The 15,738-nt window shown below is 50.9% G+C and carries 17 protein-coding genes; 11 read left to right on the forward strand and 6 right to left on the reverse strand.

The window, feature by feature from the left end:
- Window positions 1-15: 15 nt before the first annotated feature.
- Window positions 16-219 (reverse strand): heavy-metal-associated domain-containing protein, encoded by a 204-nt coding sequence (locus FHP88_RS10155; RefSeq protein WP_144358934.1) that lies wholly within the window; start codon window positions 217-219, stop codon window positions 16-18.
- Window positions 220-263: 44 nt separating this feature from the next.
- Window positions 264-2,678 carry a heavy metal translocating P-type ATPase gene (locus FHP88_RS10160; RefSeq protein WP_222106671.1) on the reverse strand — a complete coding sequence of 805 codons (2,415 nt, stop codon included), beginning with the start codon at window positions 2,676-2,678 and terminating at the stop codon, window positions 264-266.
- Window positions 2,679-3,047: 369 nt separating this feature from the next.
- Between FHP88_RS10160 and sthA the strand changes: the two genes are divergently transcribed.
- Window positions 3,048-4,445: a Si-specific NAD(P)(+) transhydrogenase gene (gene sthA, locus FHP88_RS10165; RefSeq protein ID WP_144358935.1), complete on the forward strand. Its 1,398-nt coding sequence runs from the start codon at window positions 3,048-3,050 to the stop codon at window positions 4,443-4,445.
- A 27-nt stretch (window positions 4,446-4,472) separates the two neighbouring features.
- Here the strand turns inward: sthA and FHP88_RS10170 are convergent, their stop codons facing one another.
- The gene (locus FHP88_RS10170; RefSeq protein WP_144358936.1) at window positions 4,473-5,315 is read right to left on the reverse strand and encodes a tetratricopeptide repeat protein; all 843 of its coding nucleotides are present in this window, start codon (window positions 5,313-5,315) and stop codon (window positions 4,473-4,475) included.
- 187 nt (window positions 5,316-5,502) lie between these two features.
- Here FHP88_RS10170 and FHP88_RS10175 point away from each other — a divergent pair, with 187 nt between their 5' ends.
- The 6 genes from FHP88_RS10175 to FHP88_RS10200 all read left to right on the forward strand — a co-directional run bounded on the left by FHP88_RS10175 (window position 5,503) and on the right by FHP88_RS10200 (window position 9,734).
- A complete protein-coding gene (locus FHP88_RS10175) occupies window positions 5,503-5,757 on the forward strand; it encodes a hypothetical protein (RefSeq protein WP_144358937.1) in 255 nt (84 codons plus the stop codon).
- A 355-nt stretch (window positions 5,758-6,112) separates the two neighbouring features.
- The gene (locus tag FHP88_RS10180; protein ID WP_144358938.1) at window positions 6,113-6,556 is read left to right on the forward strand and encodes a YcgN family cysteine cluster protein; all 444 of its coding nucleotides are present in this window, start codon (window positions 6,113-6,115) and stop codon (window positions 6,554-6,556) included.
- A 23-nt stretch (window positions 6,557-6,579) separates the two neighbouring features.
- Complete coding sequence (locus FHP88_RS10185) at window positions 6,580-7,635, forward strand: DUF3549 family protein (RefSeq protein WP_186297680.1); 1,056 nt, start codon at window positions 6,580-6,582, stop codon at window positions 7,633-7,635.
- A 4-nt stretch (window positions 7,636-7,639) separates the two neighbouring features.
- Window positions 7,640-8,179, forward strand: a complete 540-nt coding sequence (locus FHP88_RS10190) for a YaeQ family protein (RefSeq protein ID WP_144358940.1) — start codon at window positions 7,640-7,642, stop codon at window positions 8,177-8,179.
- A gap of 82 nt (window positions 8,180-8,261) precedes the next feature.
- Window positions 8,262-8,678, forward strand: a complete 417-nt coding sequence (locus FHP88_RS10195; protein ID WP_144358941.1) for a Mov34/MPN/PAD-1 family protein — start codon at window positions 8,262-8,264, stop codon at window positions 8,676-8,678.
- 210 nt (window positions 8,679-8,888) lie between these two features.
- Window positions 8,889-9,734 (forward strand): LysR family transcriptional regulator, encoded by an 846-nt coding sequence (locus tag FHP88_RS10200; RefSeq protein WP_186297681.1) that lies wholly within the window; start codon window positions 8,889-8,891, stop codon window positions 9,732-9,734.
- An 89-nt stretch (window positions 9,735-9,823) separates the two neighbouring features.
- Here the strand turns inward: FHP88_RS10200 and FHP88_RS10205 are convergent, their stop codons facing one another.
- The 3 genes from FHP88_RS10205 to yegQ form a co-directional block, all read right to left on the reverse strand.
- Entirely contained in the window at window positions 9,824-10,012 is a 189-nt protein-coding gene (locus FHP88_RS10205) for a hypothetical protein (RefSeq protein ID WP_144358943.1), read from the reverse strand.
- 71 nt (window positions 10,013-10,083) lie between these two features.
- A complete protein-coding gene (locus tag FHP88_RS10210) occupies window positions 10,084-10,269 on the reverse strand; it encodes a PA3496 family putative envelope integrity protein (protein WP_144358944.1) in 186 nt (61 codons plus the stop codon).
- Window positions 10,270-10,334: 65 nt separating this feature from the next.
- On the reverse strand, window positions 10,335-11,702 hold the full coding sequence (gene yegQ / locus FHP88_RS10215) for a tRNA 5-hydroxyuridine modification protein YegQ (RefSeq protein WP_144358945.1): 1,368 nt from the start codon (window positions 11,700-11,702) through the stop codon (window positions 10,335-10,337).
- Window positions 11,703-11,931: 229 nt separating this feature from the next.
- Between yegQ and FHP88_RS10220 the strand changes: the two genes are divergently transcribed.
- The 4 genes from FHP88_RS10220 to FHP88_RS10235 are packed head-to-tail and all read left to right on the forward strand — an operon-like array spanning window position 11,932 to window position 15,656.
- A complete protein-coding gene (locus FHP88_RS10220) occupies window positions 11,932-13,374 on the forward strand; it encodes a pyridoxal phosphate-dependent decarboxylase family protein (protein ID WP_144358946.1) in 1,443 nt (480 codons plus the stop codon).
- An 11-nt stretch (window positions 13,375-13,385) separates the two neighbouring features.
- On the forward strand, window positions 13,386-14,213 hold the full coding sequence (gene nei / locus FHP88_RS10225; protein WP_144358947.1) for an endonuclease VIII: 828 nt from the start codon (window positions 13,386-13,388) through the stop codon (window positions 14,211-14,213).
- Between the two features lie 34 nt (window positions 14,214-14,247).
- The gene (locus FHP88_RS10230) at window positions 14,248-14,778 is read left to right on the forward strand and encodes a hypothetical protein (protein ID WP_186297682.1); all 531 of its coding nucleotides are present in this window, start codon (window positions 14,248-14,250) and stop codon (window positions 14,776-14,778) included.
- Complete coding sequence (locus FHP88_RS10235) at window positions 14,775-15,656, forward strand: DMT family transporter (protein ID WP_144358948.1); 882 nt, start codon at window positions 14,775-14,777, stop codon at window positions 15,654-15,656. The genes FHP88_RS10230 and FHP88_RS10235 overlap by 4 nt, the downstream gene beginning before the upstream one ends.
- Window positions 15,657-15,738 lie beyond the last annotated feature (82 nt).

The raw sequence follows: 15,738 nt of genomic DNA on the forward strand, positions 1-15,738 counted from the left end.
CGCTCAAAGGGAATGTTAGGCAATACCCGCAAAAGTAAACCCGGCATCCTCTACGGCTTGCTTCACCAGATCATCATCCTCAACACCGGTAACCGTAACCAGGCCACCTTCTAGCTTAATTTCCACACGGGCCTCTTGCGCCGCTGTTTTTATCGCCTGCTCCACAGAACTGGCACAACCACCGCAACTCATCCCTTCCACTTTATAGGTCTTCGACATCATTGGCTCCAGATATTAAGTGTCTTTAAATAACTATTCCGCAGCTAAACCGTCCGTCGCCACCGTCTTAGCAACAGTGAATTTGATACCACGCTGACCGATGACATTGCCATGGCAGCCCCGGCGACTACTGGATTCAACATACCTGACGCGGCCAGCGGAATCGCAATAAAATTGTAGATCAGCGCCCAAAACAGATTCTGGCGGATCTTGTTGTACGTGGCATGGGAAATAGAGATGGCATCGGCGATCAATCCTGGGTCACCCCGCATCAATGTAATACCCGCTGTGTGCATGGCCACATCAGTCCCGGTACCCATAGCCATTCCCACATCAGCCGCAGCCAAGGCAGGGGCATCATTAATGCCATCACCCACCATCGCTACTGTATAACCCTGGGCCTTCAGGCGAGCCACTTCTGCCGACTTCTCCTCAGGCAATACCTCAGAGACCACCTGATCAATCCCGACAGCATCTGCAACGGCCTTTGAAGCGTGGCGATTATCCCCCGTCAGCATCACGGTGAGAATACCGCTTCGCTTGAGCGCAGCTACTGCTTCCCCTGCTTCAGGCTTGATGGGGTCGCTGACGGCGATGTAACCCAACAACCTGAGCAAGGGATCTGTCTCGGCCACCCACATCAGCGTCCGGCCGGCTGACTCTAAGGCCTCTCCTGACACAATCAAAGCCTGCAAATCAACGCCCCCTTCATCCATCAAGCGGCGATTACCAATCAGTAGCTGACGCCCATCGACACGCGCAGAGAGCCCTCGGCCCGGCCTGGCTTTAAAATCTGACACGGGAAGCAGTGCAAGCTGATCCTTTTCCGCACGGCTCAGAATAGCATGGGCCAGTGGATGTTCACTGCCCTGTTGCGCAGACGCCGTCAGTTGCAGTAAAGCCGGCAGATCCCCCTCATGCGCCACAACTGACTCTACGGCTGGCCGGCCCACTGTCAGCGTACCCGTCTTATCCAGCACTACTGCGGTGCTGTGATGGGCACGCTCCAGTGCCTCGGCATCCTTTATCAACACCCCTTTGCGCGCTGCCACGCCAGTTCCAACCATGAGCGCGGTAGGTGTCGCTAATCCCAACGCACAAGGACAGGCAATCACCAGCACAGAAACCGAAGCAATAAAGGCCACCTCGAGATCTGAACCAATCAACCACCAACCCAAAAAAGTAGCTACGGCTATCAAGGCAACAACGGGTACAAAGATCGCTGATATCTGATCCACCAACTTCTGTACCGGCGCCTTACTGGCCTGGGCAGATTCAACCAATCTAATAATGCGGGAGAGTGTTGATTCCGTTCCGACGGTCGTGGCCTGAACCCTGAGTAAGCCTTCACCATTGACAGAGGCTCCTGTAACCCGATCATCAACCCCTCGCTCTACCGGTAACGACTCTCCCGTGATAAGTGATTCGTCCAGCTGGCTCATTCCCTTCAGGATGACGCCATCGACCGGCACACGCTCACCGGGTCGGATCACTACCACTTCGCCGCTGGTCACCGTTTCGGCCGGGACTTCTAAAATCACACCATCCCTTTCAACCCGCGCCATCTCTGGCTGCAAATCCATCAGTGCTCGAATAGCAGAGGCCGCGCTACGTTTTGCCCGACCTTCCAACCACTTACCCAGCAATACAAGGGTAATCACCATCGCGGCCGCTTCAAAATAGAGATGCCCGCCGGCACCACCCGTAAAGGTCACCCAGGCACTCAAACCCCAAGCAGCGCTGGTGCCCATGGCAACTAAAACGTCCATGTTACCTGCGCCCCCTCTCAGCGACTTAAAGGCTCCTTCATAAAAACGCCAGCCCAACCAGAACTGAACAGGGGTCGCCAGGATCAATTGCCAGACTGCAGGTAATTCGACATGAATACTCAGCGGCATCAACACCATCGGCAGAGCCAGTGGTAATGTCAGAAGAACCGCCAGTATCAACTGCATCAGCTCTCTGCGGCCCTGCTGCAACTTCATCTGGTCCAGTTTCGCCTGCTGTTCTGCCGCAGTAACGGCAGGGTGAGCGGTAAAACCCGCCTTTTCCACAGATAAAATCAGATCCTGTAACGAAACAACGCCTGCGGGTGCGGTAACGGAGGCCTTCTCGGTGGCCAGATTCACCACAGCGCGCTCCACACCAGGCAGGCGCCCGAGCACTTTTTCCAATCGCCCTGAGCAGGCGGCACAAGTCATGCCACCAATCAGTAACTCATGGGTTTCCGGAGGTACGCTAAAACCCGCCTTGGTAATAGTTGCGGTTACATCACTGGCCGATATCTGTGACACATCAAAATCAATAGTGGCGCTGTTGGTGGCCAGATTTACCCGCGCACTGGTAATGCCAGGCTGTTTCCCAAGCACCCGCTCCAGCCGCGTCGAGCAGGCCGCACAGGTCATGCCATCGACGGGCACATTGAGACTGATCGAGTGCTGCACGGTGTCACTTTGCATTGGAGTCGCCAGGGTAGATTGTGTCATATGCCACAGTTTATTCAGTTGCTGAGTTTATCAGGCTTCACTAATACCTTCCTCCCCTGAATTGGACTAAAGCAGCCGTGAAAAATTCGCAAATATTGGGCTTACTAACGAAAAAAAGGCGAAACCTCATGCCAATAACTGATGAATATTAATTTTAGTATATTTGTCCTATTATTTTCATACATTACACCTGTTACTTCTAGCCCGAACGCATTTCACAGGTTATACTAATGATTACATTAAAAATTTAAATAAAACTTTCAGGCCAAGAGCGCCAAAAAAAGCAGCAAAAACGCCTAACCTTTGAAATCCAACCTAAAACTTCTCTGAAGAATCGAAGCTATGACAGTCAAGCACTACGACACTATTGTAATTGGTAGCGGACCTGGAGGCGAAGGCGCCGCCATGAAGCTGACCAAATCCGGGCAGAAAATTGCCCTCGTTGAAAAGCATGACAAGGTTGGAGGCGGCTGTACCCATTGGGGCACTATCCCAAGTAAGGCACTACGGCATAACATCTCTATGCTGGTGGACTACAAACGCAACCCTCTGTTTCAACACTCTGTAGAACAGGTGCATGTGGATTATCCCAAGATGCTGCGTGCGGCGGACTCCGTAATCCAAGAGCAGGTAAGTACTCGCTACCGTTATTACTCCAGAAATAACGTCGATATCATCTATGGGACGGCCTCATTCATTGATGCCAATACCCTTAATATATTGCATGTGGATAAAACATCCGAACAAATCACTGCAGATCACTTTGTAATTGCCACCGGTTCATCTCCCTACCACCCGGAAGACATCGATTTTTCACACCCGCGGATTCATGATAGCGATACGATTCTATCGATGGAGCGAACACCAAAATCACTCACGGTCTACGGTGCTGGCGTCATCGGTTGCGAATATGCCTCTATCTTCTGCAATCTTGATATCAAGGTGAATCTTGTCGACACTCGGGACCGACTGCTCTCGTTCCTGGATGACGAGATCACCGATGCCCTCAGCTATCATCTGCGTAATCAAGGCGTGGTCATTCGAAATAATGAGGAATACACCCGGGTTGAACCACTCGAAGACGGCGTCATTCTTCATTGCAAATCCGGGAAGAAATTTAAGACAGACATCTTACTCTGGGCCAACGGTCGTTCTGGTAATACGAAAGGCATGGGCCTGGAAGAGATAGGTATCCGCGTCAACCATCGTGGACAAATCGAAGTCAACGAAAAGTACCAGACCGACCTGTCACATATCTTCGCCGCCGGGGATGTGGCCGGCCCACCCGGACTGGCCAGTGCCAGCTACGACCAGGGTCGTTTCGTAGGCTCTCAGATCAGTGAGGGGAAATGCGACTGGAGCTTGATTGAACAATTCCCTACCGGGATCTATACCAACCCAGAGATCAGCTCTCTGGGCAAAAGTGAGCGGGAACTGACTGAACAACAGATCCCCTATGAGGTAGGGCACGCCATGTTCAAGAGCATTGCGCGGGCGCAAATCACAGGCCATACCGTGGGGATGCTGAAGATCCTGTTCCATAGGGAGACGTTCGAAATACTCGGCATCCACTGTTTTGGGGAAACCGCTGCGGAGATCATCCATATCGGTCAGGCCATCATGTCCCAAAAAGGCAGTGCCAACAGTCTACTCTATTTCACCGAGACCACATTCAACTACCCCACCATGGCCGAGGCCTATCGCGTTGCAGCACTGAATGGACTAAACAGGATTTTCTGATTCTGCCGTGAGTGAATAGCCGAACTGTCAAACACTCAACTGCTTGAGTCGTTTGACGGCCCCTGGATGCCCCTGTGCGGCGGCCTTTCGGTACCAACGTGTTGCCTGACGCTCATCCGCCGGACCACCCCTTCCTATCCTGAACATCTCGGCCAGATTGTACTGAGCCATGGGATCGCCATGAAGGGCGGCCTCACGATACCAGTTGATCGCTTCCGCGGGATCCGGATCAACCCCTTGCCCTTGATCATACATGTAGCCCAGATTGACCTGGGCGTAGCCATGTCCCTGCCTAGCCGCCAGGGTTAACCAGTAATGCGCCTTGGTAAAATCCTGCGTAACACCTTCGCCATTTCGATACATATCACCGAGGCAGTTACGTGCAGCGGCATGACCTTGCTCAGAGGCACGCTGAAACCAGCTTGCCGCCAAGGTCTGATTTCGCGGCAGGCCAATACCCTGATCATAACAACGACCCAGACGATATTGGGCCTGCGCATCGCCCTGCTCGGCCGCTTTCGTAAACCAGCGAACCGCCTGACTCAGACTGGCTTTGACACCAATGCCCTCACTATATAGCAATGCCAGATTGTACTGAGCATCTGCAACACCCTGATCCGCCGCGAGCTGGTACCAATTGAGCGCCTGAGACAGATCCCTCGCGACCCCCTCGCCACGATCGAACAGCACCCCTAAACCATACTGCGCATTTACATCACCCTGCTCAGCCAATTCGACCCAACAGCGATACGCCTCTTCATAGGCTCTACGTGCATAGGCGGCCACCCCCTGTTCATAAGAGGCTGCCTCCTGTGTAATCTGACCCAACTCTCGTTGATCACGCGATATCGAACGCCGCGGGGCAAGCATCCGGAACTCCTTGAAAAGCAAACTGGAAACAGCGCATTATCCCACGAAAACCGACCCATTTCTCCATTCACTGTTTTTTACCCAAATCCAGACTAACGGCAGGTGGACATTCATCCACACAGTGGCACAATCCCTCCCTAGTCATAAACTACCAAGACTTCACACATCCAATTAACAGGAAACGTTAATGAATGTAAAAACAGTGTTGCTCATAGCCCTGCCACTTATCCCCAGCCAGATACTGGCCAATGAGCTAGAGGAGTTGCAGGCGCAACAGGGTGAATTGAAGCGCGAGATTGATAACCTTCATCAATCGACGAGCGATGAACAGACACGCCTGGAGGAGCTGCAACGCCAGATTGAAGAACAGCACAAAATGAACCAATTACTTGACAAACAGCTAAAAGCAGAGCGACTTCGTCAGCAACAGAAGGGCGACTAAATCGCTATCCAGTTATTCACAATTCCTGTGGATAACATTGTGGAAAAGTTGCGTAAACAGCCCCTGACCACCCAGTCATAAAACAGCAATATTAGATTGGCTATTTTTTATACAAACAGCAATAGTCTTTATTTATCAGCATGTTATAAAATAAAGCCGATTTATATCAGGATCAACAGAGCAGCCTGATCAGCAGGCACGCACCCATTAGGCAAACTGTGCAAACAATTCCTCACCCCAACAATGGTTTAGCCGTTGAATTAAAGAAACAGAGATAACAATCGAGCGGAACTATGTATTCCACTTCACCCTAATCCATAGCGTCATCCCGCGACGAGACTGATAGAATAGCCGCATGCCAAAGTCTGATACGCCGTTCTGGATCAGTAAAGATCTCACCCAATTCACTCCTCAAGAGTGGGAATCACTCTGCGATGGGTGTGCGAAGTGCTGTCTGCACAGATTCGAGGACGAAGATACCCAGGAGATCCACTTTACGAATGTCTGTTGCCGCTATCTGGATCAATCAGATTGCAGTTGCCGTGACTATCCGAACCGCTCAATCAATGTACCTGACTGCGTTACCATCACGCTGGAAGTATTGGCTGATCCTTATTGGCTTCCCGAAAGCTGTGCCTATCGCCTGTTGGCTGAAGGAAAGCCCCTCCCCGAGTGGCACCCACTGGTTACGGGTGACAGGGATCACATGGTGTTTGGAGGTCACTCTGTAGGTGGAAGGGTTATCAATGAGGAGCACGCCGATAACCTTGAGCATCACATCATTGACTGGATTAAATAAATACCCTGCTTACGAGACTCAACGTGGAACAATTGAACACCATCACTGAATTCCTGGAAACCACAGGGGCCCGCCTGCGCTTTTTTGATATGGGGAGGCGTATCACCAAGATCCCACGCGACCGTTTTTTGCAATTTGAAAGGAATGACATCCCCTACCCCTACCCATTGCAACAACAGGCTTGGTTTGCCCTGATGTTTCAAGACAAGGGCAACCAACAAGAGCCCTTAATCTGGTTCCTACGTCTGCCACTTGATGAGCAAGGCAAACTGCTACAGGCCGCTCGTGATGATTTTATGCATCGACTCATTGAGCGTATTGGGGAAAAGATGCAGGAAGATAAGGAAGGCGATCAATTGGAGACCGCCCTGCAGGATAACCCCTATAGTTTTAAACCCAAAGAAGATCGGATGGCGGCGTTTCATGCCCGCATTTCCAAACTGTTGAAATCCCCGCCCTCAAAATACTTTGAGCATGCCCAGCGTTATTTTGCTGGAGAGCTAGGCTGGGATCAGTGGTCTTTCATCGGCTATCAGGGTATTGCAGACAGTGCCGCTCGAGTGGATGACACCAAAAGCGAGTCCACGATTGCTTCAGCCATTGGCTCGATGCCGGTACAGCCATTGATCGCACTTTGTCATTGTCTGGAGAATGAAACCACTTCGCTAAAGACCACCCAGGCACTCCTCAACAGAGCCCAGCATGAACTGCAACAAGCCACGCCTGATCCCAGTGTACTGGCGGCACTGATTCGTGGATGCGCACAGTCCACATCGGGCAATCTTCAGCGAGAGTTGATCCAAACTCTATTAGCTGCACCGAGCGGGAATCATATTGAGATACTTACCGCACTATCAGGCCGCGCCTGGGAACAGCTCTTGGATGAGCCTGTGCGCATGTTATTTCTCGAACGCCTGGCTGAAAATAGCGCCGGCCAGGAAGCATTCAATCTCTGCATGGCAGACTTGCTGTATATACCGGGCATGCGCGAGCCCGTACTGGCCAGCGTACGTGACCCAAAGCGTTCGGAGAAATTATCAATCGCAATCGGCGCCCTGTTTCAGAACGTGACGGGCTGATCGAATGGCGGAGAAAAGCACCATTTATCGCGCAACGATCAATCTGTCCGATATCGACAGAGGGGTCTACACTGAACAGCAATTGACCCTGGCGTGTCATCCCTCTGAAACAATGGAACGATTGTTGGTTCGCATCATCGCTTACTGCCTGTGCTTCGAAGAGACATTAGAATTTACCAAGGGTATTTGTGAAGGGACATCACCGGACATCTGGATGAGAGATCAGGATGGCCGCATTCTGCATTGGCTGGAGGTAGGACTACCTACGCCTGAACGTATTCAGGAGGCCTGCCGGCGTGCTAAGCACGCAACCTTTTATCTCTATGGACAACACCTTGATCGCTGGTTGCAGATGCATGGCGAGAAGCTGACAGCTTTATCTCGCTTACAGTTATTTCGAATTGAGGCCGACTTCCTTAAATCCCTGGTCAATAGTGCATCCCGCAAAATGAGTTGGACTGTCACCCAAACCGAAGGCACCCTCTATCTCAGTGATGGAACACAGGATCTCACGACACCCATCACATTGATTAAACTCCCTTAATAACCCTAAAAATATTCAGTAAATCAGTAGGTTCTAAAAAATATCCCTTCTATGCCAAAAAAAATGCACTATGATTTAGTACATGTCACAGCTCTATCTTTCACAGCATCTGCGCGATCAGTTGGGATTGCTGGCCAGTCTCGGCTATCCCAATGAGACCTGCGGGGTATTGCTGGGGAAACAGACAGAGGGTCAAGTGTCGGTTCACCGAATAGAGGAGACCCCTTATCCAAATCTGGAGCAGGCTGACGCTCACTTTAATCTGGATCCACTCGATCTGCATATCGCATCCCTAAAAGCACATCGCCACGGCCTGGAGATCATTGGCATCTGGCGCGCACTACCCGACAAGCACTACACCCCTGCACCCGATGAGTACAAATCAGACTGGACTGACTACTCCTACCTCCTTCTCTCTGTAACACCAAGAGGCGTTGCTGGTCTGCGATCCTGGCGACTGACCAGTAGCCAGCTCACGGAAGAGGACTTGATGCTCTAATTCCAGCCGCAAACACCTGATAATAATCCGCTGTAACCGCCTTATGTATATTCCACTTTGATATGACCTATAAAGCAGTCTGCCTCATCGCTATCAACCAAACCCATTAACACAGAACAGCCGCTCCTACAGCGGTCAAGCTGAGTGAATTGCATTCACCGCCCTGTGATGTCATGCTCAGCTGAAATGATATTCTCATCGAACCTAAATATGGATATCTCACTCCTCAGAACATTTCTCGAAGTGGCCAAGGTGAGGCATTTTGGCAAGGCGGCTGAGACACTCTGCGTCACTCAATCTGCGGTTAGCGCACGCATCAAACAGCTAGAGTCAACGCTCGGCGTAGAGCTATTCATTCGGAAAAGGGGCGATATCCAACTGACCATTGCCGGCAATCGCCTGCAACGGCATGCTGAAACTATCGTCAAGGGTTGGGCCAGGGCACGGCAGGACATCGCGATGGAGTCATCGCACTCCGACTCTATCGCCATTGGCTGTGAGAACGACCTTTGGTCCATTCAAGTAAAACGATTGTGCCAACAGCTGCGAAAACAGGCGCCCGACATGATGGTGCAGGTCGAGATTCTGCCCCGTGAGACGCTGATTCAGCGCCTCACGGCGGGACTGCTGGATTTGGTCTTCATGTTCGAGCCACCCCAGATGTCTGATCTCATCATCGACAAGGTGGCGGATATATCGATCATAATGGTCTCATCGGATAAAACAGTTCGTGCATCCGAGGCCATCGACGCCCACTACACCCTCGTCGACTGGGGTAACAGTTTCTCAATTCAACAAGCCGAATTTTTTCCAGATGCGTCCGTACCTATGATGCGCACAGGGTCCAGCACTGTAGCCTACGACCTGATAATGGACCAAGGGGGTTCTGCTTATCTGGCTCAACAAATGGTGGATGACGCCTTGAAACAAGGCCTGTTGTTTAGAGTTGAAGATGCACCGGTGTTTCAGCGCCATGTCTATCGAGTGATGCAACCGGAGAGTGAACGTAGAAGGCCGATTAAGATAGCCATAGCCAGCCTGCCAACACTGGATTAATCAACCAATGAGCGTACAAAAGCGCGGATAAACTGTGCTGCGAAAAAACAGGTGGCGGGCAGTCGGTGTATCCACCGACTGCCCGCAATTTAGAACGTTTCCGGGTGTTTATTGCCCTGCCGACGAGGGCTTCCCGGTTTCCGCGCACTACCCTCTTTCTCTTTGGTAGTCGGGCGTTTGGTTCTTACACCATCACTCTGTTTACGATTTTTATGATGAACGACTTCTGCCCACTCATCGAGATCATCAAACTCATCCCTATCGGAACGTCTACTCACCGTCGGGTCTCCAACAACAATTAGTTAGAAATTGATTACCAAAAGGTATTTTAGTCTAGAAAAAAGCGGAATTAATCAAATCCCATAAAATCCGGATCACCCAGTTGCTGCCGCAACATACGCAACTCCATCAATTGCTCGACACGCCGTCTCGCCTCGGGACTACTTTTTTTCGCTTTTGATGTTACATAATCCAGATCTACCTCATCTTCGGCATCCAGATCGTCATCCTCGATTACATCATCTACCCTGTTCATTCATGGTCAACTCAAGCAGGTTAAAGAGGCACACTAATTACCTTCTGAGCCATAGCAAGGTAAAGTTAAATATTTTTGTCGTGATGACAAATATTTTTTATCGATGCCTCATTTGATGGTTCTACTGTGTCGTCGAGTACCCGGGTGATCAGCCCCATGACCGGTGTGTCCGCCTGAGGTAGCCGTGCCTGCACGACATACCCTCCGCCCGGAGCCTCCTGCATCGAATTGCCATGCTGATCTTCCAGGGCATCCAGAATAAAAAAGCGATTCCCGGCAGGAGTCAATAATTCCAGACGATCCCCGACGGCAAACTTGTTCTTCACATCCAACAGTGATTTCCCACTCTCGGCGTCATAACTGACCACTTCCGCCACAAACTGCTGACGTGAACTACGGGACGAGTTATCCCGGTATGACTGCAACTCTTGACTCTCATGTCGCTGATAAAAACCATCGGTATAGCCACGACTCGACAGATTCTCCAGTTCACCCATCAACTCAGGACGGAAGGGCCGGCCCGCAACAGCATCATCAATGGCCTGTCGATAGATCTGAGTCGTCCGGGCAGTGTAGTAGTGTGACTTGGTGCGCCCCTCAATCTTCAGGCAATCCACGCCAATATTAACCAGCCGATGTATATGCTCAACGGCCCGCAAATCCTTTGAATTCATGATGTAGGTACCATGCTCATCTTCAAATATGGGCATAAACTCACCAGGCCGTTCCTTCTCTTCCAGCAAATAAACCCCATCAGCCGCCGGGTGACGAACCTGTCCCGACTGAGCAACTCCGGTAACCTCTTCCCCCGCTCCCGCTTGCCCGACTTTATACTCCCATCGACAGGAGTTAGTGCAGCTACCCTGATTGGCATCGCGATGATTAAAATACCCGGATAGAAGGCAACGACCGGAGTAGGCGATGCAGAGTGCCCCATGCACAAAGACCTCTAACTCCATATCCGGACAAGCTTGGCGAATCTCTTCAATCTCATCCAGAGAGAGCTCACGGGAAAGTATCACCCGCGTCAGGCCTATCTGCTGCCAGAACTTTACAGACGCCGCATTGACGGTATTCTCTTGCACTGAGAGATGCACCTGCATCTCGGGCCAGCGCTCTCTTACCAGCATGATCAGGCCAGGATCTGACATGATCAGTGCATCGGGTCCCATCGCCACAATGGGGGCGATATCATCCATAAAAGTCTTCAGCTTGGCGCCATGGGGCATCAGATTGCAGGCGAGAAAAAACTGCTTATTCTGCGCATGGGCTTCATGGATTCCGGTCGCCAGATTCTCTTCCAGGAAATCATTATTACGCACACGAAGACTGTAACGCGGCATCCCGGCATACACAGCATCCGCCCCATAGGCAAAGGCATAGCGCATGTTTTTTAATGTTCCAGCGGGAGATAGCAATTCAGGCTTTTTCATCAGATGTGTCACTGCGGTGTCGAGAGGATACGCACTATAGCGCAGAGCTTAACGCAGTGCCAAAAGAACAAATCCCTGCACTAAACAGGGGAAAGCCACGTACAGCGACATCCACATGCTTGTGCCCAATACTGCTATCGATCACCTTTGATACGGAGAGATATTGCAGTATCCTCGATGGCAACCCTAGTATATTGATTGCCACACCCACACATCAGCAGCCCATTCCATGAACAATCTGTATCAACATATCAATGAAAATGCCGCGATAGTAGCTCAAGCACTGGACGCCCATCTCAAAGAATCCACTACCAAGCAGCGTCCGGTGATCCACCAGGAAAATCTCGAAGTTTTGATAGAACGACTCCAACTGGATCAGCACATAGCATCGGGCGATCTCAGTGGCGAAAAGCTCAAACAGTTTGTCACCGACTACCTTAATGCGACCACTCGACTGCATCATCCTGGCTTTCTGGCGCACCAGGTAGCGGTACCTCACCCAACTGGCGCTTTGGGTTCCTGGATAGACGGCTCAACCAATAATGCCATGGCCATCTACGAGATGGGTCCTGCCGCCTCCAGTATTGAATACTTCATGATCAACTGGATGCTCTCCAAGATTGGCTGGAAAACCGTACCAAGCAACCAGCAACTTAATCCAGAATCATTACATGCCGGGGGCGTATTGACCCACGGCGGCTCTTTGGCGAATCTAACCGCACTGCTTGCTGCACGCAGTGCACAGGTACCCGAGTTCTGGAAATCCGGGAATCCTGGCAATCTGGTGATACTGGTCCCTGAGCAGTCGCACTACTCGATGAAAAGGGCCGCAGCAATATTAGGGCTGGGGGAAGATAATTGCCTCACCCTGCCTGCCGATCCTGATGGCCGGGTGCAACCTTCAGAGATGAATCAACAGATTGAGGATCTGGCAACAGAGGGAAAACGCGTGATGGCGATAGTCGCCAATGCCTGTGGCACTGCAGCTGGACTGTACGATCCTCTCCCGGAAATCGCCCACATCTGCAAGCAACACCAGATATGGTTACATGTCGACGCTGCCCACGGCGGTGGTGCACTGGTGTCCGAGAAACTGCGCCATCTGCTAAACGGTATTGATCAGGCAGACTCCGTAGTCTGGGACGCCCACAAAATGATGTGCACACCAACCGTCTGTGCCGCTGTGCTGATCAAGGATCATCGTCACCTGGATCACGCGTTCGAACAGGAAGCGAGTTACCTGCTACACGCCAAGGACCAGCCTGGTTTTGATTTTATCTCACGTACAGTGGAGTGCACCAAAGCAGGCCTGGGATTACGTCTGTTCATGACCATAGCGGCGCTGGGTAATGCGGGGCTTGCAAGCCATGTCGAGGGGCTTGTCGAAAAGGCCAAAGAGGCGGCTCAACTCATATCGAGCAGGGACACATTTGAAGTTGCGATCACCCCGGAAACCAATATTGTATGTTTTCGTATCGGTGAAGATGATGACACCCAACTGGAGATTCGCCGACGTCTGCTTGAGCGGGGAGACTTTTACATTTCATCAACACTCTATCGGGGTGTTCGCTGGTTAAGATTGGTTTTTATGAATCCACTCACTACATTGGATGATATTGAGCAGTTACTTGCTGAGATTGAAGCGATTCAGCAGCAGATACTAACGCCATAGGAATATCTTGGATGCCAGAAGGCCCTGAAATTCGTCGTGCTGCCGACCAGATTGAACTCGCCCTAATTGATAAACCATTACTTCAAGTCGAGTTTGGGCTGGACCGTTTAGCACCCTACGCCAAGAAACTTCTGGAAAGCCGAGTATGTGCAATCGATACAAAGGGAAAGGCCATGCTCACCCGATTTGACAACGGCATGACACTCTACACCCACAATCAACTGTATGGACGATGGTATGTTGGTGATAGAGACCTTAATCCAAAGACAAAACGAAAATTGAGAGTGACATTACGGACCAACGACAGCGCCGCACTGCTTTACAGTGCATCCACAATTGAGTTACTCACTGATACGCAGATCCGGCACCACCCTTTTCTCAGCAACCTGGGGCCGGACATACTGCACCCAACAACCCATATTGAGCGGGTATTACAACAACTGACGAACATCTCATTCAGAAAGCGACGCTTGGGCTATCTGCTAACCGATCAGTCCTGCCTGGCAGGTCTTGGTAACTACCTGCGGTGCGAGGCACTTTTTGACGCACAACTGCATCCGGCAATGCGACCTATCGATTGTACAGCTAAGCAGTTTGAAAGATTGGCACAATCGATACTCTCACTTGCCCGACAGTCTTATGAAACTGCCGGAGTAACCAATGAGATTTCTCACGCCAAGCAGTTGATTGAAAATGGTGCGACCTTTGAGCAGGCCCGTTTTTATCTTTTCCGGCGCGAGGGTCTGCCCTGTTATCGATGTAACCAGCCCATAGAAAAATTAACCCACTCAGGCCAGGCATGCTACCTCTGCACTCAGTGCCAGACGAAGGCTCAATGACCCATATATACTTCATTATCCAGCCACTCCGCCGATGAAGTCATTAGCAGAAGAAGCTAACAGAATCATGCTGCCAGCAATAATTGACATCGAAGCATCAGGGTTTGGACGGAATAGCTATCCTATAGAGGTCGGCATTGTCCTACCGGATCAGAAAAGTTTCTGCAATATCATTCGGCCTGCTGATGAGTGGACCTACTGGGACGATTCGGCAGAGGCTGTACACGGCATCACCCGCGAACTACTACTGAAAAAGGGTAAACCACCGCATGAGGTGGCAGATAAACTCAACCAACTGCTCCAGGGCACAAAAATCTATACCGACGCGTGGAGCCATGACATTTCGTGGATTGGTAAACTCTATGACCTGACCGATATACCTCAACTCTTCTCACTGGACAGCCTGAGAAGCCTAATGACAGAACAGCAAGCAGCACTCTGGCATCCCACCAAAGAGCAGGTAATTTCTGAATTACATCTGGTCCGGCACCGCGCCAGCACCGACGCATTGATACTGCAAGAGACTTTCAGACGCACGGCTGCTGCAGGCATCAATAATCCATGAAACCTGGCGACCTGATTCAGGCATTGATTGTAGTAATTATCTGGGGTTTCAATTTTGTGATGATAAAGACGGCTGTTTCAGAAATCCCTCCTTTAGCGCTTACCGCACTCCGCTTTAGTTTTGTTGCGCTATTGGTTGCACCTTTTTTTCGTCCCACCCGTGAACAGTTACCCAAACTCATCTGGCTGGCCCTGATACTCGGATGCGGCCATTTCGGTATGTTGTTTATTGGGTTAAGGGGAGCAGATGCCGCTACGACAGCGCTGATGATTCAGCTGGGTATCCCTTTCAGTGTCATACTGGCAACCGTGTTTTTTTCAGACTCATTGGGATGGGGACGTATTCTGGGAATGAGTCTCGCCTTTGCGGGAGCCGCGTTACTGGCTGGGGAACCACATGGCGCTACACCTGCTGCATTGGGAGCCTTGCTATTTTCAGCCTTCTGCTGGGCTTGGGCCAATATTCTCATTAAGCAATACACACAGATACACGCCATGACCATCATTGGCTGGATGAGTCTGTTTTCAGTCCCTCTCCTTGTCCTTGCATCCTTTTTTCTGGAAACCGATCAGCTGACAGCCATTCAGTCTGCAAGCTGGAAGGCCTGGGCCGCTCTGGGATACATTGCTATAGGTTCATCCATCATTGCCTATTACATCTGGTACAGATTGATTGCACGCTTGACAATCAATCAGGTGGTACCCTTTTCAATGTTAGCGCCCATGCTAGGTGTTGCGGCAGGCATCTTGATACTGAATGAGGAGTTTACATTTTACAAAGCCTTGGGTGGCCTTTTAACCATTGGCGGGATTACCCTGATAGAGATCAGACAGGCTCGATTACGCAAGCGAGCCTTGCGTGCTACACCGATTGAATAGAGATCCCTTCTCTGCGCTATACAGGTCACAGACTCTGACGGTAGATACTCTATACTGGTACATCATAAACGACTAAGCTTCA

This window comes from Sedimenticola selenatireducens (assembly GCF_007625115.1).
GTDB lineage: Bacteria > Pseudomonadota > Gammaproteobacteria > Chromatiales > Chromatiaceae > Sedimenticola > Sedimenticola selenatireducens_A.